This window comes from Exiguobacterium sp. EF_C8, from assembly GCF_054956715.1.
Genome location: NZ_CM143264.1, coordinates 2,813,708 through 2,838,833, shown reverse-complemented (window position 1 = coordinate 2,838,833; position 25,126 = coordinate 2,813,708). Strand labels below are relative to the sequence as shown.

Here is a 25,126-nt window from a genome sequence, read left to right as displayed (position 1 = left end):
GGAATGGGCATTCACATTCTATATCTATTCAACAAAAGAGAAGATTGGTTTCTAGGGTATCCCTTGGAAACCAACCTTCTCTTTTTTGCGTGTGCTCCGTCTCATTCAATCACTTTTTACGATAAAGCATCAGTGATTCATAAGGTCGTAACGTTAAAGTGTACCCCTCTCTCTGCATCTGCTGATAATTATGAAGCAACACCGTATAGTCCGATCCGTCATGAGGTAACGTAAACGTCGTGTCCGTTCCGTAGAAATTCGAGACGACGAGTAATTCTTCTTCATTCGTTGCGCGTTCGTACGCCCAGAGTGATGGATCGTCCGGTGTCAACAGCCGGTATGAACCGTCCGTGAGCACGTCATACTGTTTGCGGAGTTGAATCAACCGTTTGTAATGATGATAGACCGAATCAGGGTCTGCGACAGCAGCCTCGACATTGATTTGATCGTACGTCGGCGAGACCGGGATCCACGGCTCACTTGTACTAAAGCCACCGTTGACGGCGTCCGACCAAGGCATCGGTGTCCGCGCGTTATCGCGTGATTTTTGACGGATCGCAGCGAGAATTGCTTCTTCCGATACGCCGTTGGTCCGTGCTTCTTGATAGGCACTCAATGTCTCGACATCACGGTAGTCGGACAGATTCGTGAAGTCCGGATTCGGCATTCCGATCTCTTCTCCTTGGTAAATATACGGTGTACCTTGCAAGCCATGAAGCGTTGTCGCGAGCATCTTTGCACTCTCAACACGATACGCGACGTCGTCACCAAACCGGCTGACGACGCGGGGTTGGTCATGGTTACACCAAAAAATCGCGTTCCATGCTTGTCCGTTCATGCCAGTTTGCCAATCGGAGAAAATTTGTTTCAACTGCTTGAAGTCAAACGGTGCAGCCGTCCATTTCTCACCGTTCGGATAATCGACCTTCAAGTGATGGAAGTTGAACGTCATCTTCAGTTCTTGATTTTCGAGCGAAGAATATTGAAGACAATGTTCAAGCGACGTCGACGACATCTCACCGACCGTCAAGAGATCGTGTCCGGCAAAAACGGCTGCGTTCATCTCTTGCAAGTAGTCATGAATGTTTGGTCCGTCCGTATAGTACGCACGTCCGTCTCCCTCGGGATCATTGGGAAGCCCTGGCGTCTTCGAGATCAAGTTAATGACGTCGAGTCGGAAGCCGCTGACCCCTTTATCGCGCCAAAAGCGCATCATCGCGTAAACGTCTTCCCGGAGTCGGGGATTTTCCCAGTTCAGGTCCGCTTGCGTCTTGTCGAACAGGTGCAAGTAATACTTACCAGCTACCTCATCGAATGACCAAGCAGGACCGCCGAACTTCGATACCCAGTCGTTCGGTGTCTCGCGCCAAATGAAGTAGTCATGATAGAGACTGTCCGGATGACGTCCTTCTTCGAACCAAGCGTGTGACGTCGAGCAGTGATTGACGACGATATCCATCATGACCGACAGACCACGTCGTTTTGTTTCTGCGAGTAACGTCTCGAAATCATCCATCGTTCCATACGAGGGATCGATCGCGTAATAGTCACTGACATCATATCCATTATCGTTTTGCGGTGAGGCATAGACCGGCGTCAACCACAGGTAATCGACACCAAGATCCGCCAGATAATCGAGTTTGGCCGTGACCCCACGCAACGTACCGGTCGCTTTGCCCTCCGGACTATAAAAACTCTTCGGATAGATTTGATAAACGGCGGATTTGCGCCAATCGGTTGTCGTGATCATCAGATACACACCTTTCTGAAATTACGCCGCTTTGTTCAGTGCGGCTTTTTTTGCGCGTTTCGTTGAGACATAGTGGAACAGGAACGTACAGGCAATAGGAACGATAATTGCGATTACCATGCCGACAATGAACGACAGGATCGACCCGGGTACGATCGAGATGAAAGCAGGTAAGCCACCGACACCGATTGCAGGAGCAAGGACACCGCTGACTGCGATGAAGGCAGACGCGATTGCTGATCCGACGAGTGCCGCATAAAACGGATATTTGAATCGAAGATTAACCCCGAACATCGCTGGTTCCGTGATCCCAAAGTAAGCGGATAGTGCCGACGTCGACGCCATGTTCTTATCGTTGACGTTTTTCGCGAGGAAGAGCATCGCGAGCGTTGCTGAACCTTGGGCGATGTTCGAGATCGCGATCATCGGCCAGATAAACGTCGTTCCGCTTTGTCCGATCAACTGTAAGTCGACGGCGATGAACATGTGATGCATGCCGGTGATGACGAGCGGTGCGTAGAGTGCACCGAATAATAAGGCACCGAGTAACGGAACAGCTTCGAACGTATTGACGACACCAATCGTGATCCAGTCACCGACTTGACGTGTGACCGGTCCGATGACGGCAAGGGCAAGGAAGCCCGTTAATGTGATCGTCGTAATCGGTACGACGAGTAATTGGATGGCGTTCGGTACGCGTTTTTTGAGCCAGCGTTCAATCGTGCTAAGGACATAAGCGGCTGCGAGCACCGGGAGAATTTGTCCTTGATAGCCGACTTTTTCGATTTCAAACAGACCGAGGATGTTGAACGTCGGAATTTCACCTTTTAAAGCGCTCTGTCCGTAATTCCAAGCGTTTAAGAGATCAGGGTGAACAAGCATTAGACCCATGACGATTCCGAGGATCTCACTTCCACCGAAGCGTTTCGTTGCCGACCAGCCGACGAGTGCCGGGAGGAAGACGAAAGCGGTATTTGCCATCATATTGATCAGGTCCCATAATCCTTGTAGATTCGGATAACGATCAATCATCGTCTTGCTACCGAATTCGATACCGAACAGGTTATTGATCCCCATTAAGAGACCAGCGACGATGATCGCCGGGATGATGGGCATGAAGACGTCGGAAAAGACTTTGATCAACTTTTGGAACGGGTTCATTTTCGCCGCTCCTGACGATTTAACATCTGCAATCGTTGTCGCCTGCAAACCAGTCAGTTGAATGAATTCAGCATAGACCCGGTCGACATCACCAGCACCAATGACGATTTGATAGACGCCTGCGTTCAAGAACGCGCCTTTGACGAGCGGAACTTCAAGTAAGGCTTCTTGGTTGACGAGCTCTTGATTTTTAAGCGTTAAGCGAAGACGGGTGACACAGTGAGCTGCCTGCTCAACGTTCTCCTTGCCTCCGATTTTCTCAATGATTTGCTCTGCAATCTGACGATAGTTTGGTTTCATCTCGATGCTCCTTTTTGGAAGTGACGTACTCGACCACTTTTGAAATGAAAACGTTTTCTTATCTGCGCACACTTATCTTAACTTATCTATATAAGTTGGTCAAGAACTTATATAGATAAGTTGAAATGGTTAAAAAAGAGAGAACCCGTTATGTACGGATTCCCTCATGGATCATCATCTATTCAACGCCGTGCGATATCGGTGAATTGAAATTTATCGAGGCGGTGACGTGATTCCGTTCGTTCGAAATGTTGTCCTTCATAGAAGTACGTATCGTTCGTGACGACGATGACGTGTGTCATGTCGTGAAGATCAAGTCGTTCTTGGTCTTCCCGTGTCGCAGGGCGCGCTTCAATCTTTCGTTTCGCATAGCTGATCTGCCGTCCGAGTGTCTCTTCGATGTAATGATAGATGGACCCTTTAGCAATGTCAGCGGTTAGGTCGGGCACAAGTGCGGTTACGAAATGATTAATGTCACGGATGACGCGTTCGCCATCAATCTGACGAATCCGCTCAATACGGGTTACGTCTGTTCCTTGTGCCACATGCAATAACGAAGCGAGCTCAGGAGAGGCGGAGAGCACTTCGCACGATAGCACATCCGTCTCGACAGCATGTCGACCCATCCGGCGATGCGCCTCCGAAAAGCTGACGATTCCGTTGAACTGAAACTCAATCGCTTCTTGCGACAAAACGAAGACACCCTTTCCTTGGTGTTTGCGAACGAAGCCTTTCTCTTGCAGCGCATCGATCGCTTTTCGGACCGTTCCACGACTCGCCTCGAATTCATGCATCAATTCTGTCTCAGAAGGTAATTTCATGTCAGCTGGAAGCGTTCCTTCTTGAATCCGTTGTGCGAGTTGATGATAAATGGTTAAGTATTTCGGCATACAATCCGTCCTTTGCACTCAAATAGTGCTTTTAGTGTAGCATGGAACGAATACAGGCATCAAAATAGCTCCACCTATGGTCCGGGTACAACCGGAAAACAGATGGAGCGCAAAAGTGTGAAGGGTAGTTAACTAACGAAGGGATGTCGAATACGTCGTACCCTTTTGGAGGACCGCTTGTTTTTCATCGAGTACGTCACTCGTCAAGAGTTCGATTGATGTGACCGGGCGTTCCAAGATGAATCCAAAGTTACCACTATGAGTTTCAGACGGAGCATATGTCTTTGCCAGGGATTCGAGATAGACATCGTCTTCAAGTGTCTTTTCCGCTTCGTCATCCAGTTTGAAATGAGCAACGGGATTAAAGGTGACGGGTGCGTCACTCGTGTTTGTGATCATGACACGTATCTTAATCAGATCAAAGGACTCATCGTGCGTATAACCATGGAAGAAATCGATCATGCCGTAGCTTGGACGGGCGTGAAAGACTTTGATTTCTTCGATCGTCATCTTGATTGGACCAATCTTCCGCGTTTCATTCACTGGTTTGAACTGTTTTAACGTCAGGTCGCCTTTGTCGTCCGTCACGGTTTGATCGATTTTCGTCAGCTGACGATCATCTGGAAGTTGTGGGTTCGGGACATAGGCGCTTGTTTTTTCAAGCAGTACCGGCTGCTCTTGTTTCGCAGACGATGGTTCTTTCGGTGTGTCTTGTGATGCGGAAGTGCTACAACCAGCGAGCACTGTCCCAAGCATCAAAATAGCAAGGATCTGTTTCATGAGACGTCTCCTTATTTCTTCGCCTTCAACAGATCGAAGATGATTTTGGCGTGATCCGTGTTATCGACTTGACCAGCGAATCGGTCTTTCGCAGGACCGAACGCATAGACGGGTACGTCTTCACCCGTATGACCACCTGTCGTCCAGCCCGTATGCGAGCGTTCGTTGAAGATCTCTTCGATGGCATTATCGATGTCGAGTAATGTTTTCGATTCAGCAGCGCGAGAGACGCTGTCGATTTCTTGATCCGTCAAGGCGAGTTTGTCTTGGTCGATGTACTTCATTAACGTTTTCCGTACGTCCGCGCCTTCGACGATTTGCTGCGCCATGAAGTCAGGTGTCTTCTTCGCTGCTTTGATCGGCTCAGCGAACCAGTTGTAAATGCCATCCGCACCAATCGAGTAACCGCCAGTCGAGTGGTCGGCTGTTGCGACGACGAGTGTATGCTTATCCTTCTTCGCGAAAGCGATCGCGGCTTTAAAAGCACGTTCGAAATCTTCCATCTCACTCATCGCACCGACGATATCATTGTCGTGTCCTGCCCAGTCAATTTGACTGCCTTCGACCATCAGGAAGAATCCTTTTTTATTCGAATCAAGTCGCTTGATTGCGGCGTTCGTCATTTGAGCAAGTGACGGGACTGAGTTTTCGCGATCGATTCGTTTAGGTAATCCACCGTCTGCGAACAATCCGAGCACTTGTTTATTTTTATCCGCTTGCAGCTGATTGAGGTCAGTGACATAGCTATAGCCATCTTTCTTGAACGCTTTCGTCAAATCGACGTCTGGACGGACGAAGTTCGATTTCCCACCCCCGAGCATGACATCAATCTTATGTTTGCCGTTCACACGTTCTTTGAAATAGTCATCTGCAATCGCATTCATGTTTTTACGACTTTCGTCATGCGCACCGAATGAGGCAGGTGTTGCATGCGTGATTTCCGATGTCGCGACTAGTCCCGTTGACTTGCCATGTTCTTTGGCCGCCTCTAGGACGGTCTTGACTTCCGATTTATCATTATCGACCGCAATCGCTGCATTGTACGTCTTCACACCAGAGGACATCGCTGTCGCGGCAGAGGCGGAATCGGTGATATTCTCCTTCGCATCTTCCGGATACGTCATCTGTTGACCGACGAGATAGGGATCAAAGGCTGTTTTTTCAGCCGTCGTCGTCGAAGGATCGTTCTTTAAGTAACGGTGTGCAGACGTGTATGAGACACCCATGCCGTCACCAATCAGGAAGATGACGTTCCGGATTTCGGGTGAGTGAGTATGTTTGGCTTTCGCTTCGGCTTCCGGCATCGAAATCATCGTACTCAGGGAAAGGGTCGATAAGGCAAAAATCGGGATCAGACGTTTTAGTTTCATAGGGATTCCTCCTCGAAAGGTAATGGGTTATGGTGCTACGACCTACAAACACAACCTTACGCAGAAAATATGAAATCCATATGGACCGTCTGTAAAGGTTTGTGAAGAAACGATGACAAACGAGTAGCCCTTCTGAAAAATCATCTCAGAAGGGCTACTTGTGTATAGATTAGCGACTCCACCCGATCATCCGACGGTAGGAACTGAACGTCGGCCATGCGAGAATGACGATCGCGAGCCAGTACAGGAACTGGTTCTCGGACGAAATTAGACCAATGATTCCTGCGAGCAGGATCGTCGTGTAGATCGAGAACGTGATGATCAGTGCTGGATGTAGTTTTGGGAAAATGGTGAACCGACCGAGTCGTTCGTTCGCTCCGCGGATATATAGACGGCTACCAAAGAAGAGTAAGGCAATCGTCAAAGCTAAACAGAACAAGACGGGATATGTTAGATTCAGATCGACATTACTTTCGAAAAAGAGTGCGAAGGGTGTCGTGATCGTCATCAGGAAACTTGTCGGCTTGTCTAACTCCTCGTAGGTCACACCGAAACCGAGCAGGGCGACAGCGTAGATGCTGAAATACGTGAAGTAGTTCAAGAACAAGAAGAACGTGCCGAGCAACAGTTGTCCGATGATATCACCAGCGATTGTTCCGGCGAATAAGAAGATCGTCAAAATCGTCACATCAAATAGAAGGAAAAGACCAAAATCTTGGAAGAGTGACGACCACGTGACGTAATCAAACGGATTGATACCGCCGAACGCTTGCAGCAACAACCAGCTGACGAAGAAGCCGATGATCGGAAACAAGATCAGTGTTACGACGCCAATCGCCCATTTGATCCAGAACAACCAGACCTTCGGAAACGGTAACGCGTGCAAAATCAGGCTGCGACCACTCCCGCGCTCGGAACCGAGCATCAGGATCGCGAAGACAGCAATGAGAATCGCTGCGAATCCGGCGAAAAAGGGACTGACGAGTACGGTGTTGAGTAGAGCAGGTTGCTGAGAGGCCTCGTAATTCTCGAACTCATTGATGACGGTATAACTGCCGAACCCATAGCTGAAGATCGCAAGCAGAATGAAACAAGCGAGCGGCCAGATGCCTTGTTTGATATGATAACGGATCAATTGCTTAACCATGTCGTTTCCCTCCAAATGTCCCTAAGAAGTAATCTTCCATCTGCACTGGCAAAGCATCTTTTAACAAGGGGTTCGTCGTTTCAAGATACTGCGCGCCTGCATCGGATAAGACGAGCAATGTCACGACCCGACCTGTTTGGGATAAGACGTGAAGATCAGCATGTGACAATTCCGGAACGTCCTCATAGACGACTTGCCATTTCTGCATGCTGGCTTTGGCGTCGTCGAGTGCCTTTGGTTCACGGACGAGATGCTTTTCGATCGTCATGACACGGTCAGCGAGTGAATCAAGCTCTTCGAGTTGGTGTGAGGCAATCAAGACGGCAGTTTGGCGCTCCGCAAGCAATGATACGAGCTGTTTCAGATAATCTCGTTTGTTGATTCGATCGAGTCCGTCTGTTGGTTCATCCAGTAAGAGGACCGGAGCATTCGTCGCGAACGCAAGTTGAAGAAGGAACAACTGAGCTTGTCCTTTGGATAATGACGTCACGCGACGTCCGCGATCGAGGTTTGACGAACGACAATAGTTTTCGATGTACGTTTTCTCGAAGTTCGGATAGAACGCATTGTAGAAGTTGATCAGTTCGGCGAGTGTCATCTGGCGATAGACGGAAACAGAATCCGGAACGAGGAAAAGGTGCTCGCGTGTCTTCGGGACGTGGTGGATCGACTCGCCATTCCATTCAACTTTTCCGCGCGTTGGCTCAAGAGCACCGACAAGTGTTTTCAGTAATGTCGTTTTTCCGGCACCATTACGCCCGATCAACGCAGTAATCGTTCCTGCTGGTAGAGTAAAGGATGCATTTTCATAAATCATGGTACGGTCAATTTGTTTCGTTAGATGAGAAACGGTCAACATGAGGAATCCTCCCTAATGTGTAAGATGAGTTGATAGAGTTCTTCGTTTGAAATGGAGAGTTCGTCGGCGACGGAACAAAGACGAATGAGTGGATCTTGAATGGCGGCTTTCTTGACTTCATGAAGTGGAATATCTGAGATGAAGGAGCCTTTGCCGCGCATCGTGACGATGAAGTTGCGGCTCTCGAGTTCCTGATAGGCGCGGGAGACAGTGTTCGGATTGACAAGGAGTGTACCAGCAAGTTCACGGACGGATGGCATCTGTTCGCCAGAGCGGAGTAGACCACGGGCAATCGAGCGGATGATTTGAGCGACCAGTTGCTCATAGATCGGTAACGGACTTTTTGGATCGACGGTGAACATTTCTTCACCTCCTTAAGTGTACTAATTCAATTAATACACCAATTATAGGAATTCAAAACCTGTCTGTCAATGCCTCTTTTCAAGAAGACGATGACGCCATCGATCGCAATATTTGCTATACTGACGTCAGAAGAATCGCAGGAAGGATGACCCGAGATGTTGGATCGATTGAGTGCCTTAGAGGACCGTTATGAAAAACTGAATGATATGTTGGCTGATCCAGCCATCATTAATGATACGAATCAATTGCGCGAGGTCTCAAAAGAGCAGTCGCAACTTGCACCGACCGTCGAGACCTATCGCGTCTACCGCGAGAAGATGGAAGCCTATCAAGAGGCACGCCAAATGTTGACGGATCCGGAGATGCGCGACCTTGCGAAGGAAGAAGTCGCGATGCTTGAGCCGGAGATCAAAGAGCTCGAAGCGAAACTGAAAGCCTTACTGCTACCGAAGGACCCGAATGACGACAAGAACGTCATCGTCGAAATCCGCGGCGCAGCGGGAGGAGACGAGGCAGCCTTATTTGCTGGTGATCTCTTTAAGATGTACTCGAAGTTCGCTGAGAAACAGAACTGGAAGATCGAAATCATCGACGCGAGCTATACGGAGCTTGGCGGTTATAAGGAAATTATCTTCATCGTCAAAGGAACGGGTGCCTACTCGAAGTTAAAATACGAGAACGGAGCACATCGTGTCCAACGTGTTCCGTCAACGGAATCCGGCGGACGGATCCATACATCGACCGCAACGGTCGCCGTGTTACCGGAAGCAGAAGACGTTGAAGTCGAAATCCACGATAAGGATGTCAGGGTCGATACGTTCACATCGAGTGGACCGGGCGGGCAGTCCGTCAATACGACACAGTCCGCTGTCCGTGTCACACACGTGCCGACGGGAATCGTCGCCAGTTGTCAGGACGAGAAGTCGCAGATCAAGAACAAGGAAAAAGCGATGAAGGTCTTGCGCGCACGTGTCTACGATAAGATTCAACGCGAGCAGCAGGCGGAGTATGATGAAAAACGGAAGTCGGCTGTCGGTACAGGTGACCGTTCAGAACGGATCCGGACGTATAATTTCGCACAAAACCGAGTGACGGACCACCGAATCGGTTTGACGATCCAGAAGCTCGACCGGATCCTCCAAGGAGAGATGGATGAGGTCATCGATACGCTCGTCATGGAGTATCAAGCACGGGCATCGGAGGCGGCAAACTGATGCGGATCGCAAAACGTCTAAATGAAGCAAAAACGATGATGGAACAAGCAGGACGCGAGGGTTCGAGTGCCGAATGGTTACTCATGCACGTCTTAGAAGTCGACCGGACGGGACTCCTCGTCCGTCTGTCAGATGAATTGACACCGGAGCAGGATTTACGATTCAGTGAATACTTGCTCGCCCATGTTCACGGTGTGCCCGTGCAACATTTAATCGGCTATCAGCCGTTTTATGGACGGAACTTCAGCGTCACACCAGATGTCTTGATTCCGCGACCAGAAACGGAAGAGTTGATCGTCTTCGTGACGGAGCGCCTCAAACGTGAGTCGTTCACCGCGGGACAGATCGTCGACATCGGAACTGGTAGTGGGGCGATCGGAATCACACTCGCGCTCGAACTCGAGCAACCGGTCACGACCGTCGATATTTCACCAGCCGCGATTGCGGTCGCGAAGCAGAATCAAGCGACGCTTGGTGGGGACGTGACGTTTCTCGAAGGGGATCTACTGGCACCACTTGCGGACGATTCCGTGCGGGTGCTCGTCTCGAACCCTCCTTATATTGAGGAAAAAGAATTGCTCAGTGAGGTCGTATTCGACCATGAACCGCATCTCGCTCTGTTTGGTGGAAAAGACGGTCTCGTCTTTTACCGACGTCTCGTCGAGGAGAGCGGACGGGTTCTACGCGACGATTTCCGACTGATTGCGTTTGAAATTGGACACAATCAAGGACCAGAAGTGCAAATGATGTTAAAAGAACGTTATCCAAGTGCGGAAACGGGTATTTTAAAAGATATAAACGGTAAAGACCGTATCGTGTATGCGGAACGAAAGGATTGTACAGCGTGAAGACGGAAATGATTGATTTACAGACAATGGATGAAGCAGTTCGGTTATTGCAGGAAGGAGAGGTCGTGGCGATGCCGACCGAGACCGTCTATGGTCTCGCAGGGGACGCAACGAACGAAGCGGCTGTTCGGCGAATCTTCGCCGCGAAGGGTCGACCTTCCGACAATCCGCTGATTGTCCATGTCGCATCCGTAGAACAGGCACATCAGTTCGTCACGCATATTCCCGATGTTGCAACACGTTTGATGGAGGCGTTTTGGCCAGGAGCCTTGACGATCATCCTCGAATCGAACGGCACCGCATCCACACTCGTCACAGCAGGACTAGATACGATCGGATTACGGATGCCAGATCATCCGCTCGCGCTTCAATTGATTGAAGCGACAGGGCTGGGTCTCGCAGCACCGAGTGCCAACCGTTCTGGAAAACCTTCACCTACGTCATCTGCGCATGTCGCACATGACCTCTCGGGACGCATCGCTGCGATCGTCGATGGAGGGGAGACGGGCATCGGGGTCGAATCGACTGTCATCGATTGTACGATGACGCCACCGGCGATTTTACGACCGGGTGGCGTGACACGCGAACAAGTCGAGGCAATCATCGGTCCTGTCACACTCGATCCTGCCTTATCGATGAAAGATGTTACACCGAAGGCACCCGGGATGAAATATACCCATTATGCGCCGGAAGCGACACTGTCCGTCGTCGAAGGGGATCTTTCATTCTTACAGCAACTCATCGATGATGCACGACAAACCGGACACAAGACGGGCGTTCTCCTGTTCGATGGAGAGGATGTCGACGCAGATGTTTGCTGCTCCCTTGGTAATTCGATGGAGACGGCGGCACAACGTCTTTACGATTGTTTACGGCGATTTGATCAGACGACGGTGGATCAGATTTTTGTACGAGACCTATCAGAAGAAGGGGTGGGGCTTGCGGTCCGCAACCGCCTCCATAAAGCAGCAGGTGGTCGGGTCATTCGCCCTTGAAGAAGGAGGATACGGAGATGAGCACACGTCGCGTTTTATTCATCTGTACAGGAAATACATGCCGTAGCCCGATGGCGATGGCGTTACTACGCTCGAAAGTCGCTGATCAGGAATTCGATGTCCGTTCAGCAGGACTACGTTCGATGCAAGGATTCGATGCGTCCGAGAACGCACTACAAGTGTTACGCGAACGCGGCATCGAACTCGAGCACTATACGCAAGTCTTTGATGATGTACTCGGACGCTGGTCTGACATCATCTTGACGATGACGCGTCAGCACAAGCAGGAAGTCGGTGAACGCTATCCGGAACTGAAGGAACGGACGTTCACCTTGTACGAATATGTGACTGGGCTTGAACGGGATATCAACGATCCGTACGGCGGATCGATGAACGTCTATCGCCAAGTACGTAATGAACTCGAACCCCTCGTCAATCGTCTTGTGTTAAAATTAACGCAGAACGGAAACGGAAGAAAAACTCCGGACACACGGAAGCTTCCGAAAAAACAACCTAAACAAACGGGGGAATAGTAAAGATGAAAGTAGCAATCGGCGCGGATCATGGCGGTTTTAAGTTAAAGGCAGAAATCAACGATCTCTTACAAGAGCTCGGCATCGACTATACGGACTTCGGTACGCATTCGTCCGACTCGATCGATTATCCGGATGTCGCGATTCCAGTCGCGGAGGCAGTCGCGAACGGAGAGTTTGACCGTGGCATCTTGATTTGTGGCACAGGTATTGGGATCGGTATCGCAGCGAACAAGGTCAAGGGCATCCGAGCAGCGCTCGTCCATGATACGTTCAGCGCGAAAGCGACGCGGCAGCACAACAACTCGAACATCTTGACGATGGGCGAACGCGTTATCGGTCCAGGACTAGCTCGTGAGATCGCACAGCTTTGGCTTGAGACGGAATTCGAAGGTGGACGTCATGAGAACCGCGTTTGCAAAATCTCGGATTATGAGGTGAAGTAATGGACGTGACACGCATCCAGCACGATTTAGAAGAAACACTGAACGCTCTGGATGAACGATTTTCCTTAAAAGGAAAATTGCTCGTGATCGGCTGTTCGACGAGTGAAGTGATTGGCAAACAAATCGGCAAGGCAGGTTCACCAGAAGTGGCGGACGCCTTGTTCGATGTCTTCGATGCCTTTCGTCGATCGCATCAAGTCGATCTCGCCTTCCAAGGCTGTGAGCATATCAACCGAGCGCTGACACTTGAGCGGCAAACGGCCGAACGTCTCGGGCTTGATCCGGTGACGGTCGTTCCCGTTCCAGAAGCGGGTGGATCGATGGCGAGTGCTGCGTACCAGCGCTTCTCGGCACCTGTCGTCGTCGAAGCGATTCAGGCTGATGCCGGAATCGATATCGGTGATACATTCATCGGGATGCACTTGAAAGCTGTTGCGATTCCAGTGCGCTTGCCGCATAAGGAAATCGGTGAGGCACACGTGACGGCAGCCGTGACACGACCAAAATTAATCGGTGGGGCACGTGCTAAATACGAATAATTCATGCAAGGGGTTGCGCACCCCTTGCTTTTTTGATGTTGTTTTGGGGGATGCCGGGAAGGAAACATTCGTGTTAAGATAGGTTTATCGAAATGAAATGGGGGAATTCAGATGGAACAAACACCGCTTACGTATCTGAAACAACAAGATGAAGCACTCTTTTCGGCAATGCGCCAGGAACTAGGTCGTCAACGGGATAACATCGAATTGATCGCATCCGAGAACTTCGTCTCGCAAGCTGTCATGGAAGCACAAGGCAGCGTCTTAACGAACAAGTACGCAGAAGGTTACCCGGGTCGTCGTTATTATGGTGGCTGTGAGTATGTCGATCTCGCTGAGAATCTCGCACGCGACCGCGCAAAGGAAATCTTCGGGGCAGAGCACGCGAACGTGCAGCCGCACTCCGGTGCACAAGCGAACATGGCGGTCTACTTCACGATTCTCGAACAGGGCGATACGGTCCTCGGGATGAACCTATCGCACGGTGGCCATCTGACGCACGGTAGTCCCGTCAATTTCTCCGGTGTCCAGTACAACTTCGTGGAATACGGTGTCGATCAAGAGACAGAGATGATTGATTACGACGTCGTCGCGAAATTAGCAGAAGAGCACAAACCAAAATTAATCGTAGCGGGCGCATCGGCGTATCCGCGCGTCATCGACTTCAAGCGGTTCCGTGAAATCGCAGACAGCGTCGGTGCTTACTTGATGGTCGACATGGCACACATCGCTGGACTCGTCGCAGCAGGTCAACATCCGAACCCAGTCGAGCATGCACACTTCGTCACGACGACGACGCATAAGACGTTGCGTGGTCCACGTGGTGGGATGATTCTCTGTAAAGAAGAGCATGCGAAAGCGATTGATAAAGCAATCTTCCCAGGGATCCAAGGTGGTCCACTCATGCATGTCATCGCCGCGAAAGCTGTTGCATTTGGTGAAGCCCTTGCACCAGAGTTCAAGGACTACATCGGTCAAGTCGTCACGAACGCCAAAGTACTCGGTGAGGAATTGACGAATCGTGGACTCCGGATCGTTTCAGGCGGAACAGACAATCACTTGCTCCTCGTTGACTTGCAACCACTCGGTATCACAGGTAAACTCGCCGAGCATGCGCTTGACGAAGCTGGCATTACGGTCAACAAGAACACGATTCCGTTCGACCCAGCGAGCCCGTTCGTCACGAGCGGTATCCGGATCGGAACGGCAGCGATGACATCTCGCGGATTCAAGGAAGCTGAGATGAAAGAAATCGCAGAGTTGATCGAACTCGTGTTGAACCACCCAGAAGAAGCAGACGTTCTCGCACAAGCACGTGAGCGTGTCGTTGCTTTGACAGGTCGTTTCCCACTCTACCCAGAGCGCGGATGATCGTCATCCCCTTCATCCTTTTCATTTTGAGAAGGGGGAAGGGGATTTTTTTGTTTGTCTAAAAAAGGAGGAGTACGATGTATATTCTAGTCGCAGAAGATGATCCTCATATCCAAGCCCTTGTCGTGTCGACGTTACAAGCCGACGGGCATTCCATCCGAGCGACAGCAGACGGAAACGAAGCGCTTGCTTGGATCGAGAAGATGACGTTCGAAGCAGCCGTACTTGATGTCCTGCTCCCCGGACAGACCGGTCTCGTCTTATGCGAGCAATTACGGCAACACGGGGACATCCCGATCTTGATGCTGACGGCACTCGGGGAGCTGACAGATAAACGGGACGGTTTCGCAGCAGGTGCCGATGATTACATCACAAAACCGTTTGATCCGGAAGAATTAGTATTTCGCCTCCACGCTGTGGCTCGGCGCTATCAAAAAGCGGCGCAACCTGTTTTGCATCTTGGAGATGTCACGATCGATAAACGTAGTCAGCTCGTGACGATTCAGTCGACCGAGTGGACACTCCCGCGACGTGAATTCGAATTGTTGCATCAGTTGGCGAGTTTCCCGGGACGGGTCTTCAGCCGCGAGGAATTGATCGAACACGTCTGGGGACTCGATTTCATGGGGGATGACCGGACGATTGATGTTCACATTAAACGCCTCCGTGGACGCTTAAAGGAAACGAATCAGGTGAAGATTGAGACGGTCCGCGGACTCGGATACCGGTTGGAGGTCGACGCATGAGATCCCTCTATACGAAAATCGTCGGACTCGTCTGCGTTGTCTTACTCGTGTCGGCACTACTGGCGCTCCTGATTAGTAATATTGCCTATTATTCCTTTTGGCAGGACAGCTACAGCCAAAAAGTCGAGGAAGCGGTCGAGACGGCGATCGATTATTATGAAACGCACGGGGACGGCAAGACGGAGTCGTTTTACCGGATGTTACAAGCGACCGGCTTTCAACTTTATGTGCGCACGGACGACGCAATCAAGCGTTACGGAAACCCGTTTCGTGATGAAGCGCTCTCGAATCGGGTCGTCGAGCAAGTGAAGAGTGGTCAACCGTATTACGGAATGCGTGAATATCCGTTCCATCTCTTCTTGCTCGGTCTGTTCGATAACGAAGTCATCAATACGTACGGCACGTCGGTCAAGACGGTGCAAGGCACGGACGCGATCTTCGTCCGACCGGACTTGAGTCGTCAGATCCGTGAGTTGCATCTGTTCGTCGGTCTGTTCCTTGGACTGCTTGTCGTGATCAGTTTCCTTTTGCTTGTCTTTTCAATCCGCTATCTCGTTCGTCCGATCCGGCGCCTGACAAAAGCGACGGAACAGATGGCAGACGGTGACTACGGAATCCGCGTCGGAACGAAGGCACGCGATGAAATTGGTGAGCTGTCCCGGCGGTTTGACGAAATGGCAACGGCAGTCGAAGCGTCTGATACGGAACGGCGCCGATTCATTGCGAACGTCTCGCATGAATTCCAGTCGCCGCTGACGACGATTGCTGGTTACGCGGGACAACTCGATGTGACGGGAGAAGACGTCAGGAAACGGACGGTCATCCGTCAAGAGGCGGAGCGAATGTCGGAGCTGACGCGTCAACTGTTGATCTTAGCGAAGCTCGATGAAGGACGACGCTTCAAACGACAAGCACTTAATCTGCGGACGAATCTTGAGGCGACACTCACGACACTTGCCTTCCAGCTGGATGAGCAAGGAATCGCTGTCGCACTCGATGTTCCGACGGTGATACAAATACAAGCGGATGTCAGTGCGTTGGAACATGTCTTCCAAAATGTCATCCGAAACGCTGTCTCGGTCTCAAAAGACGGAGCGACGATCCAGATTCAAGCAGAGGAACAAGCGGATCAGATCATCATCCGAATCAAGGATGAAGGACCAGGCATGACTGATGAACAGATGAAACATGCCTTCGAACGCTTTTATCAAGGCGATGCATCCCGGACGACGCGCGGAACGGGTCTTGGTTTAGCGATTGTCAAAGAGACGATGCGTCAACTCGGCGGGGATGCGAGCTTGTCGTCCGCTTCATCGGGTCTAACCGTAACGTTAACTTTTTTACGCGCGTGACACCTGCGTTCATGTTCCGTTCATATTGCGGCTGTATCATCAATCCTGTAGCGAACATACAGGAGGGATCACATAATGAAACTAGGATGGAAAGAACTCGTCCGGATGAAAGGGCGATTCAGTTGGATGACGATTGTGACGATGTTGCTCGTCTTATTGATCTTGATGATCACCGGTCTTGCAGATGGACTAGCTTATGACAATGGGGCAGCCGTCCGTAATCTGCCGGTCGAACAGTTTGCGCTAAGTAAAGATGCAGAAGGGCAGCTGACCCGTTCATTCTTACAGGCGGATGAGACACCAAAGGGCGCGGAAGCACTCGGTGTCCAGAACATGGTGCTTGAGAAGAAGAATAAAACGAAGGACGACGTAACGGTCTTTGCGTTACCACAGACTACGAAATATGGTCCCAAACAGCTGCAATCGTTGCAAAAAGGGGAGGTACTTGTTGATGCTGCGTATGCGGAGCAACGCGGAACGCGCGTCGGCGATACGATCACGGATTTTCGAACGAAGGAGACGTTCCAGATTGCCGGTACAGTGACGGACGGTCGTTATAGTCATGCACCCGTTCTCTGGATGACGGATGAATCGTGGCAAGCGTGGCAATCGAAAATGGGCACGTCATACGTATCGGCGTACATCGGTCAGTCGTTGCAAACGGATCAAGCGCTCTTTTCGAAACAAACGGTTGTCGAGAACGTTCCGGGTTATGCGGCAGAACAAAACTCCTTTCAGATGATGCGGGTCGCGCTCGTCGTCATCGGAGCATTGATCCTGACAGCCTTCTTCTATATTTTAACGATGCAGAAGATGAAACAGCTTGGTGTCTTAAAGGCCATCGGTATCCGGACACGAACGATGGGTGCGAGTCTGCTCGTTCAAGTCGTCATACTGACGAGTCTTGCCTTTGGTGTCAGCGTCGCCATCACCTATCTGACGAGTCGTTTCCTGCCGCCGGATCTTCCCTTCCGATTTGAATGGTCGACGAGTCTGATGTACGGCGGTATTCTTCTCGTAACGGCGATCCTCGGTGCGCTCGTTCCGTTACGGATGGTCAAGAAACTCGAGGCGGCAGATGCGATGGGAGGAATGAACGGATGATTCGATTAGAACAGATTGAGCAAAGTTATGGTGAGATGACGGTGCTACATGACATTAACTTACAAGCAGAAGCGGGGGAGTTGATTGTTCTCGTCGGACCGAGCGGTAGTGGGAAAAGTACACTGCTCCAGTTGCTTGGATTGTTACAGACACCAACGAATGGTGCCGTCTACTTTGATCATACGTGTGTTAGTGAAGCAGTGGACGAAGAACGCCGTCGCTTACGTCTCGAAGAAGTCGGATTCATCTTTCAAGAATCGCATCTCGTGCCGTTTTTGACGGCAGGTGAGCAACTGGAGCTAGTCGCGAAGGAAGCCGGTCGATCGGTTGACGCGACGGCGGCACTCGCTGTGTTCGGACTCGAGCACCGGAAAGACCATCTGCCGCACGCCTTATCGGGTGGGGAACGTCAACGTGTCGCAATTGCCCGGGCTTTCGTCAATGACCCACGACTTGTACTCGCGGATGAACCGACGGCGAGTCTCGATTACCCAAATGGACGCCGGGTGATGGAGTTATTGCAACAGCAAGCGCATGATGCGAACAAGACCGTCATCGTCATCACCCATGACGAACGGATGCTAGATGTCTGTGACCGGATTTGGCGAATTGAAGACGGACGGATTACGGAAGCGACAGCATCCCGGTCCTATTCTCATAGTTGAACGAGTTTCCCTTTTGTTTTCGTGCCTCAGTGCATGTGAAAACAAAAGGGTTTTTTTGCTGATTCATCAAGAAGATAGGGGAAACGGACCATTTGCGGAAGCGTTATCTTTGATATACTTAACCGTAGTAAAAAAAGATAAGGGTGGAAATAAATGTGAATTTAACAACCTTGATTCAAAGCGAATTACAAGCCATTCAGACTGAACGACTAACGGAATGGTTTACACATAAAAGCCACGAGCGCCGGGAATATCAACGGATGCTCGAAGATTTCAAAGCAATCGTCATCATGCAACAGGCCGGATTTTATGAACAAGCGGATGCTCGTTTTGAACAGTGGAAGACGTTACCGATGCCGGCAGAGGTTTATCGTTACCGCCTAGCGATCGCAGGAAAAGCAGGCGGGAAACGTCTTGTTCAGAAACGGCTAGCATCGTTTCCTATGACCGTTCAGAATCATCCACAGCTGAAAAACTGGAAGCGACTCGGAAAACTAACCCCCTGGTGGCTCGGTGGAGCTGTAGCTGTCGTTTGTCTCGGTCTAATCTGGACACAGTTGGACGACGAATCGGCGACACCCGTCGCGACGAAACAGACAGAGGTCGAGCAACAACTCGCAGCGCTGCAAACAGAAGTCGAACAGTTAAAAGAAAAAAACGAACAGTTGGCAAATGAGCAAGAGAGAGCGAAAGCGATCAAGCCAGAGAAGAAGGAAACAAAAACGGAAACGCAGAAGCCGAAAGTGTCTGCGAAAGAAGCGCTCGAGCAAGGGGTCGCTGCCGTTCAGGCGAAGGACTACAAACGAGCAGACAGTGTCTTGAACGGATCCGTCTTGACGAACAAAGAGACAGCAGGCATGGCACGCTTTTATAAGTTGATTGCGGCCGGAAAGTTGAAGAACACGACACAAGCGGATTACATCGCCTATCGGGAAGATTTTCCGAAGTCCGGTTACATAAGTGATGTCCTTTGGATGCAAGCCGTCTATGAACAAAAATATAAAAAAGGCGACTATCGAGCGACCTTACAAGAACTCGCGAAACAACCGGAAAATGAATGGTCTTATGCGGCAAAAGCGATTCTGTCGGGTAAGAGTACGCTCGGGAATTGACGAAAAAACAGTTCCCAAGCAGTACGCTTATAGAGTACAATGCGAAAAGAGAATGGAGAGGAGATGCAAACAATGAGTAAAGTACATGTATTTGATCACCCATTGATTCAGCACAAGATGACGATCATGCGTAAAGTCGAAACAGGAACGAAACAATTCCGGGAACTTGTCGACGAGGTGGCTTCATTGATGGCATATGAAATCACACGTGACCTTCCACTCACAGATGTCGCGATCGAGACACCGGTCACGAAGACGACGCAGAAGATGATCGAAGGCAAGAAACTCGGGATCGTCCCGATTCTCCGCGCCGGTCTCGGTATGGTCGACGGCATGCTCCGCATGATGCCGAACGTCAAAGTCGGTCACATCGGTTTGTACCGTGATCCGGAGACACTCGAGCCAACGGAATACTACCTCAAGCTCCCAACAGACGTCGCAGAACGTGATTTCGTCGTCGTTGACCCGATGCTTGCGACAGGTGGTTCGGCGGCAGACGCCATCTCCTCCTTAAAGAAACAAGGGGCGAAGAGCATCAAGCTCGCATGTCTCTGTGCAGCACCTGAAGGCGTTAAACGCGTTCAAGAAGAACACCCAGACGTCGACATCTATCTCGCGGCACTCGACGAGAAGTTGAACGACCACGGATACATCGTCCCAGGACTCGGTGATGCAGGAGACCGTCTCTTCGGAACGAAGTAAAAAACAGCAAGATATACGAAAAGACCGCAGACGATGATCTGCGGTCTTTTCGTTGCTATTTCGTAAACTGCGCAAGATTGCTGAAATATGCTTTAATGAAAAAAGGAAAAAAGGAGGAAGTCACCATGCCGATTACAGTCATGCCGATTTTCGGGACACGACCGGAAGCCATCAAGATGGCACCGCTCGTCAACGCCCTAAAGCAACACCCTGCTTTTGATGTTCATGTTACGATCACTGCCCAACACCGCGAGATGCTCGATCAAGTGCTCGATCTGTTTGAGATCGAACCGGATCATGATTTGAATATCATGAAGCAACGTCAAACACTCGTCGACATTACGACGCGTGGTCTTGAAGGACTTGATGCCATCATGAAGGACATCAAACCGGATCTCGTCCTCGTCCATGGGGACACGACGACGACGTTCGTTGGAAGCCTTGCTGCTTATTACAATCAGATCGCGGTCGGTCACGTCGAGGCGGGACTGCGGACCTATAATAAGTACTCTCCGTTCCCGGAAGAGGTCAATCGTCAGTTGACGTCGACGCTCGCGGACTTACATTTCGCTCCGACAGCGCAAGCGGCAGCGAATCTCGCATCCGAAAATCGTCACGCTGGTGTCTACGTCACAGGAAACACGGCGATCGATGCCCTGCAAACGACCGTCCAATCGGATTACGTCCACCCGATGCTCGAGACGGTCGGGGACCGGAAGTTGATCTTGATGACAGCGCACCGTCGTGAGAACCAAGGCGAGAAAATGCACCAAATGTTCCGGGCGATTCGTCGCCTCGTCGATGCGTTCCCGGAGACGCACGTCGTCTATCCGGTCCACCTCAATCCAGTCGTTCAAGAAGCAGCGAAGAAGGTTTTTGAAGGGCATGATCGGATTTCGTTGATTGCTCCACTCGACGTCTTCGATTTTCATAACTTCGCGAGCCGTGCCCATTTGATCTTAACTGACTCGGGTGGCGTACAAGAAGAAGCACCATCACTCGGTGTTCCTGTTCTTGTCTTACGCGATACGACGGAACGTCCGGAAGGGATTACTGCCGGAACGTTGAAGCTTGCCGGAACGGAAGAAGAGACGATCTATCAGATGGCAACAGAACTCTTGACGAACAAAACACTTTATCAGGAGATGGCGCATGCTTCAAACCCGTATGGAGACGGTCACGCGTCCGAACGCATCGTCCAAGCGATTCTGCATCACTTCGGTCAAGGAGAAGCACCGGCACCGTTACTCACGCAATAAAAAACGATCATCCTCGAATCGCTTGCATTCACTTGCTTTCCTCAAGCGAGACGTGAGCCGCGCCTCCTTCGTCTTTAGACGAGGAGTCGGATCTCACTTGTCTCTGACAGCACGAAAACTCGTGCTTTTTCCTGTAGGAGTCGCGTGATGTGAGCGATTCTTTGTTATGTCTTGAATTTCGTGTAATCGCAATAGTTGATTTAGGAGGATAATATCTTTAAATCTTACCATTTCCACTAAAATCAGCCCATTTGTTTAGAAAATGTAAAACCAGATGACCTTGAAACTGGAAGGGAAGCGATGACGATTCAAGCTGTGACGTAGCGCACGATTAAAAAAATGGAAATCGCTGAAATGTATTGTTACAAACAGATGTCAGAGCTGTTTTTATGTCCTGATTAGGAAGCGTTTTCAATTGTGAACGAAAAATGTTTTTTCACAAAATCGACACAAATCAATTTTAGAGGTCTTGTTTCGGTTTAACGGACACGATATAACGTTACTGTTCAACGGTTTTGTTCACCATATGAACAATCTCTTTAACCGTTGATAGCACTACATATTTTCTTCACATCTTCGTGAAATGACTTGCATGTAAGACATCTGTGAAAACCTTATCAATCGTTGATATGTATAGGTTTTTCGGCTCTGTTTTTATTGTGAATTCATTTGACTATGAAAGCTGCTTCATTGTATTCTTGACTAGTATGAAAATCCGCAAATTGTGGGAAAGAAAAAGAACTCACAATTGGGAAAAAAGGGGGTCGTCTCTAGTGCGCCAAAGTGGGCTCGCGAAGAGTATGGTCATGGCCTCGCAAATTTCGACGGCACTGGCTGCACCGATCGTCATTGGCTTTTTGGTTGGGAACTATGGGGAACAACAACAATGGTGGGAAAAAATGGGTGCGACGTTCGCCGTGTTCATCGGGATTTTCATCGGCATTCTTTGCATGATCGCCATGATCAGGCACTTGTTAGGGGAGAAGACATGAACATCATCCTTCAAGATGCGTTGTATCGTGCGTACTTACGATGGTTTGGACTCTTTTACGGGATCCTGGCTGTCCTGCTGCTCATCGGACGCCCGAGTGAATCGGTCATTTATGGACTGGCGCTTGGTGGAACTGGCAGCTTTCTGATCTTGACGCTTCAACGACTCAGCGTCGATCGGATGTATCGTGTAATCGAGACGGGGCGTAAGCCGATGTCTCGTGGGACCGTTTCACGCATGGCGGTCGCGGTACTTTGTGTGATGATCGGTTTGAAATATCAAACTGAATTGTCATTAACTGCGGTGGTAATAGGCCTTCTCGCCGGCCACGTCATACAATTTTGTGAGTTCTTGACTCACGAACTCAAGCGGGAAAAGAGGTGAATAGTCAAATGAACCACGAAATGCCACTTTACGAAATCCCACTCTGGGGTGACTTCGTTCTGTACGGTAGCTGGACGAACTTGATCACAGTATTGATTGCTGCTGCTCTCGTCTTCTTGATTGCCGTGGCCGGTACGCGACGTCTTGTGATGAAGCCAACCGGTGCTCAAAACGTGATGGAGATGTTCCTCGAATTCGTTCGCGGTATCATCAGCAGCACGATGGACTGGAAAACAGGGGGTCGCTTCCTTACGTTCGGAATGACATTATTCCTGTTCATCCTTGTGTCCAACATCATGGGTCTTCCATTCAACGTCGTGACGGGACACTACATTTGGTTCAACTCACCAACTGCAGATCCTTACGTGACACTGGCACTTTCATCTATGGTAGTGGTCATGAGCCATTACTACGGTGTGAAGATGCGCGGCTTCGGTGCTTATGCGAAAACATTCATGACGCCGATGTTTATCATTACCATCATCGAGGAGTTTGCAAACACGTTGACGCTCGGTCTTCGTCTTTACGGAAACATCTTCGCTGGTGAGATCATGATCGGAATCATTCTTTCGATCGGTATCGTCTCTGGTACGAACGATTTCCAATTCCTCGGACCAATCGGCGCGATCATCTCGGGTATCCCGATGTTGATCTGGCAAGGATTCTCACTCTTCATCGGTGGTATCCAAGCGTACATCTTCCTTATCCTGACGATGGTTTACATCGGACATAAGGCAGCGCACGACCATTAATTCGAAGGTAAAGCATCCGCTTTTCCGATAACAGCACGACAAATCAATGAACATACTCTAGGGAGGCAATTTATCATGAATCTTATTGCAACAGCGATCATCATCGGACTCGGCGCACTCGGCGCAGGTATCGGTAACGGTCTTATCGTAAACGGTACAGTATTAGGTCAAGCACGTCAGCCAGAACTCAAAAACGAACTTCGTCAAACAATGTTCATCGGTATCGGTCTTGTTGAGGCACTTCCAATCATCGGTGTAGCGGTCGGTTTCCTTCTTCTCAACTCTTAATCCACGATTAACGAGAACGGACTACATAGGGCGCTATTCGTTCAACGTTTGAGTGAACCGTCACGGGAGCTTAGGCTCCCTTATGTAGATATTGAAGTTGAACCAACCACGAGGGGAGTGTAATCGAATGAATCTAACGTATCTTGCGGCAGAGGGCGTTGCGGAAGCAAGTAAGCCTCTTATCGCCAACATGATCGTCACGATCGTCGTTTTCCTCTTGCTCCTCATCCTCTTGAAGAAATTCGCATGGGGCCCGCTCGTCAACATGATGAAAGCGCGGGAAGAGCATGTGGCTAGCGAGATCAACTCGGCTGAAAAGAGCCGTAAAGACGCTGAAGTCTACGTAGAACAACAACGCGAAGAATTAAACAAGGCGCGTACGGAAGCACGCGACCTTTTAGAAGCATCACGCCGTCAGGCAGAAGCAGAGCAAGCACGTGCGATGGAGCAGGCACGTCTTGAATCCGAAATGAGTAAGGAAGAAGCTCGCCGTGCGATCGAACGTGAACGCGCTGAAGCACAAGCTGCTTTGAAGAACGATGTCGCTCTTCAAGCAATCGCTGCAGCACGCCACGTCATGAAAACACAGCTTGCGACGGACGAGGCCGCTCAAAAGGCACTCGTCGATCAATTCCTTGCTGATACTAAGGGCACGAACTAATGCGTGATCACGTAGCGGGACGCTACGCAAAAGCGCTCTTCGATCTTGCGCTTGAGCACCATGTGCTCGAGCAAGCAGAAGCTGATGTGCGGACGCTCGGCGAAGTGCTCCACGCAACACCAGAGCTCGCTTCGGTTTTAGATAACCCATCGATTTCTGCTGAAGAGCTCAAGCAAGTTCTTCAAACAAGCTTCACTGGCTTCAACTCGATCGTCTTGAACACGTTGCTCGTCATGGTCGAAAACGACCGGGCAGCAGAAATCGTCACGTTACCGGAACACTTCATTGCATTGTTGAATGAACACCGCAATGTCGCGACGGCAATCGTCACGAGTGCATACAAATTGTCAGACGAGGAACTCACGAAAGTGAAAGAGACGTTTGGCCAAAAATCAGGTAAAACGCTTGAAGTCGAGAACGTCGTCGACACGAGTGTCATCGGAGGACTTCGCGTTCAAATCGGTTACACGACATATGACGGTACGATCGAAACTAAACTAACGCGCCTTGAGCGTGAGCTGTTAAAAGCGTAAGAAAATAGGGG

The 25,126-nt window shown here is 50.1% G+C and carries 28 protein-coding genes; 20 read left to right on the top strand and 8 right to left on the bottom strand.

What is annotated here, in order from left to right:
- Positions 1 to 109: 109 nt before the first annotated feature.
- The 8 genes from treC to ACY2IG_RS14915 form a co-directional block, all read right to left on the bottom strand.
- Complete coding sequence (gene treC, locus ACY2IG_RS14950; RefSeq protein ID WP_462618148.1) at positions 110 to 1,750, bottom strand: alpha,alpha-phosphotrehalase; 1,641 nt, start codon at positions 1,748 to 1,750, stop codon at positions 110 to 112.
- A gap of 21 nt (positions 1,751 to 1,771) precedes the next feature.
- Positions 1,772 to 3,211, bottom strand: coding sequence for a PTS system trehalose-specific EIIBC component (treP, locus tag ACY2IG_RS14945; RefSeq protein WP_462618147.1), 1,440 nt, complete (start codon positions 3,209 to 3,211; stop codon positions 1,772 to 1,774).
- Between the two features lie 182 nt (positions 3,212 to 3,393).
- Positions 3,394 to 4,101 carry a trehalose operon repressor gene (treR, locus tag ACY2IG_RS14940; protein ID WP_056064166.1) on the bottom strand — a complete coding sequence of 236 codons (708 nt, stop codon included), beginning with the start codon at positions 4,099 to 4,101 and terminating at the stop codon, positions 3,394 to 3,396.
- A gap of 132 nt (positions 4,102 to 4,233) precedes the next feature.
- Positions 4,234 to 4,881 (bottom strand): DUF4352 domain-containing protein, encoded by a 648-nt coding sequence (locus tag ACY2IG_RS14935; protein WP_462618146.1) that lies wholly within the window; start codon positions 4,879 to 4,881, stop codon positions 4,234 to 4,236.
- A gap of 11 nt (positions 4,882 to 4,892) precedes the next feature.
- On the bottom strand, positions 4,893 to 6,251 hold the full coding sequence (locus tag ACY2IG_RS14930) for an alkaline phosphatase (protein WP_462618145.1): 1,359 nt from the start codon (positions 6,249 to 6,251) through the stop codon (positions 4,893 to 4,895).
- A 169-nt stretch (positions 6,252 to 6,420) separates the two neighbouring features.
- Positions 6,421 to 7,398 carry a hypothetical protein gene (locus ACY2IG_RS14925; protein WP_035410676.1) on the bottom strand — a complete coding sequence of 326 codons (978 nt, stop codon included), beginning with the start codon at positions 7,396 to 7,398 and terminating at the stop codon, positions 6,421 to 6,423.
- On the bottom strand, positions 7,391 to 8,257 hold the full coding sequence (locus ACY2IG_RS14920) for an ABC transporter ATP-binding protein (protein WP_290772834.1): 867 nt from the start codon (positions 8,255 to 8,257) through the stop codon (positions 7,391 to 7,393). Before ACY2IG_RS14920 ends, ACY2IG_RS14925 begins: the two co-directional genes overlap by 8 nt.
- A complete protein-coding gene (locus ACY2IG_RS14915; protein ID WP_035410669.1) occupies positions 8,251 to 8,619 on the bottom strand; it encodes a GntR family transcriptional regulator in 369 nt (122 codons plus the stop codon). The genes ACY2IG_RS14920 and ACY2IG_RS14915 overlap by 7 nt, the downstream gene beginning before the upstream one ends.
- Positions 8,620 to 8,775: 156 nt before the next feature.
- On the opposite strand from ACY2IG_RS14915, the gene prfA reads away from it, so the two are divergent.
- The 20 genes from prfA to ACY2IG_RS14815 all read left to right on the top strand — a co-directional run bounded on the left by prfA (position 8,776) and on the right by ACY2IG_RS14815 (position 25,115).
- Positions 8,776 to 9,834: a peptide chain release factor 1 gene (prfA, locus tag ACY2IG_RS14910; RefSeq protein ID WP_056064179.1), complete on the top strand. Its 1,059-nt coding sequence runs from the start codon at positions 8,776 to 8,778 to the stop codon at positions 9,832 to 9,834.
- Positions 9,834 to 10,682: a peptide chain release factor N(5)-glutamine methyltransferase gene (gene prmC / locus ACY2IG_RS14905; RefSeq protein ID WP_290772839.1), complete on the top strand. Its 849-nt coding sequence runs from the start codon at positions 9,834 to 9,836 to the stop codon at positions 10,680 to 10,682. The genes prfA and prmC overlap by 1 nt, the downstream gene beginning before the upstream one ends.
- The gene (locus tag ACY2IG_RS14900) at positions 10,679 to 11,677 is read left to right on the top strand and encodes an L-threonylcarbamoyladenylate synthase (RefSeq protein ID WP_462618144.1); all 999 of its coding nucleotides are present in this window, start codon (positions 10,679 to 10,681) and stop codon (positions 11,675 to 11,677) included. The genes prmC and ACY2IG_RS14900 overlap by 4 nt, the downstream gene beginning before the upstream one ends.
- A gap of 17 nt (positions 11,678 to 11,694) precedes the next feature.
- Positions 11,695 to 12,210 (top strand): low molecular weight protein arginine phosphatase, encoded by a 516-nt coding sequence (locus ACY2IG_RS14895; RefSeq protein WP_035410655.1) that lies wholly within the window; start codon positions 11,695 to 11,697, stop codon positions 12,208 to 12,210.
- Between the two features lie 5 nt (positions 12,211 to 12,215).
- On the top strand, positions 12,216 to 12,656 hold the full coding sequence (rpiB, locus tag ACY2IG_RS14890) for a ribose 5-phosphate isomerase B (protein WP_035410653.1): 441 nt from the start codon (positions 12,216 to 12,218) through the stop codon (positions 12,654 to 12,656).
- Positions 12,656 to 13,195 (top strand): TIGR01440 family protein, encoded by a 540-nt coding sequence (locus tag ACY2IG_RS14885; protein ID WP_035410650.1) that lies wholly within the window; start codon positions 12,656 to 12,658, stop codon positions 13,193 to 13,195. Before rpiB ends, ACY2IG_RS14885 begins: the two co-directional genes overlap by 1 nt.
- Positions 13,196 to 13,306: 111 nt before the next feature.
- Positions 13,307 to 14,566, top strand: coding sequence for a serine hydroxymethyltransferase (glyA, locus tag ACY2IG_RS14880; protein WP_035410645.1), 1,260 nt, complete (start codon positions 13,307 to 13,309; stop codon positions 14,564 to 14,566).
- A gap of 77 nt (positions 14,567 to 14,643) precedes the next feature.
- The gene (locus tag ACY2IG_RS14875; RefSeq protein WP_462618143.1) at positions 14,644 to 15,312 is read left to right on the top strand and encodes a response regulator transcription factor; all 669 of its coding nucleotides are present in this window, start codon (positions 14,644 to 14,646) and stop codon (positions 15,310 to 15,312) included.
- Positions 15,309 to 16,664, top strand: a complete 1,356-nt coding sequence (locus ACY2IG_RS14870; RefSeq protein WP_462618142.1) for a HAMP domain-containing sensor histidine kinase — start codon at positions 15,309 to 15,311, stop codon at positions 16,662 to 16,664. The genes ACY2IG_RS14875 and ACY2IG_RS14870 overlap by 4 nt, the downstream gene beginning before the upstream one ends.
- A 75-nt stretch (positions 16,665 to 16,739) precedes the next feature.
- A complete protein-coding gene (locus ACY2IG_RS14865; RefSeq protein ID WP_329469337.1) occupies positions 16,740 to 17,768 on the top strand; it encodes an ABC transporter permease in 1,029 nt (342 codons plus the stop codon).
- Complete coding sequence (locus ACY2IG_RS14860) at positions 17,765 to 18,433, top strand: ABC transporter ATP-binding protein (RefSeq protein ID WP_462618141.1); 669 nt, start codon at positions 17,765 to 17,767, stop codon at positions 18,431 to 18,433. The genes ACY2IG_RS14865 and ACY2IG_RS14860 overlap by 4 nt, the downstream gene beginning before the upstream one ends.
- A gap of 155 nt (positions 18,434 to 18,588) precedes the next feature.
- Entirely contained in the window at positions 18,589 to 19,545 is a 957-nt protein-coding gene (locus ACY2IG_RS14855; RefSeq protein WP_462618140.1) for a hypothetical protein, read from the top strand.
- A 72-nt stretch (positions 19,546 to 19,617) separates the two neighbouring features.
- Positions 19,618 to 20,247 carry a uracil phosphoribosyltransferase gene (gene upp / locus ACY2IG_RS14850; protein WP_023469504.1) on the top strand — a complete coding sequence of 210 codons (630 nt, stop codon included), beginning with the start codon at positions 19,618 to 19,620 and terminating at the stop codon, positions 20,245 to 20,247.
- A 125-nt stretch (positions 20,248 to 20,372) separates the two neighbouring features.
- Positions 20,373 to 21,506 (top strand): non-hydrolyzing UDP-N-acetylglucosamine 2-epimerase, encoded by a 1,134-nt coding sequence (gene wecB / locus ACY2IG_RS14845; RefSeq protein ID WP_290752969.1) that lies wholly within the window; start codon positions 20,373 to 20,375, stop codon positions 21,504 to 21,506.
- A 773-nt stretch (positions 21,507 to 22,279) separates the two neighbouring features.
- Positions 22,280 to 22,498 (top strand): AtpZ/AtpI family protein, encoded by a 219-nt coding sequence (locus ACY2IG_RS14840; RefSeq protein WP_023469502.1) that lies wholly within the window; start codon positions 22,280 to 22,282, stop codon positions 22,496 to 22,498.
- Positions 22,495 to 22,881: an ATP synthase subunit I gene (locus ACY2IG_RS14835; RefSeq protein ID WP_035410631.1), complete on the top strand. Its 387-nt coding sequence runs from the start codon at positions 22,495 to 22,497 to the stop codon at positions 22,879 to 22,881. The genes ACY2IG_RS14840 and ACY2IG_RS14835 overlap by 4 nt, the downstream gene beginning before the upstream one ends.
- An 8-nt stretch (positions 22,882 to 22,889) precedes the next feature.
- The gene (gene atpB / locus ACY2IG_RS14830; RefSeq protein WP_035410629.1) at positions 22,890 to 23,633 is read left to right on the top strand and encodes a F0F1 ATP synthase subunit A; all 744 of its coding nucleotides are present in this window, start codon (positions 22,890 to 22,892) and stop codon (positions 23,631 to 23,633) included.
- Positions 23,634 to 23,708: 75 nt separating this feature from the next.
- Positions 23,709 to 23,921 carry a F0F1 ATP synthase subunit C gene (gene atpE / locus ACY2IG_RS14825; RefSeq protein WP_023469499.1) on the top strand — a complete coding sequence of 71 codons (213 nt, stop codon included), beginning with the start codon at positions 23,709 to 23,711 and terminating at the stop codon, positions 23,919 to 23,921.
- Positions 23,922 to 24,048: 127 nt separating this feature from the next.
- Entirely contained in the window at positions 24,049 to 24,582 is a 534-nt protein-coding gene (gene atpF / locus ACY2IG_RS14820; protein ID WP_035410626.1) for a F0F1 ATP synthase subunit B, read from the top strand.
- Positions 24,582 to 25,115, top strand: coding sequence for a F0F1 ATP synthase subunit delta (locus tag ACY2IG_RS14815; RefSeq protein ID WP_023469497.1), 534 nt, complete (start codon positions 24,582 to 24,584; stop codon positions 25,113 to 25,115). Before atpF ends, ACY2IG_RS14815 begins: the two co-directional genes overlap by 1 nt.
- Positions 25,116 to 25,126 lie beyond the last annotated feature (11 nt).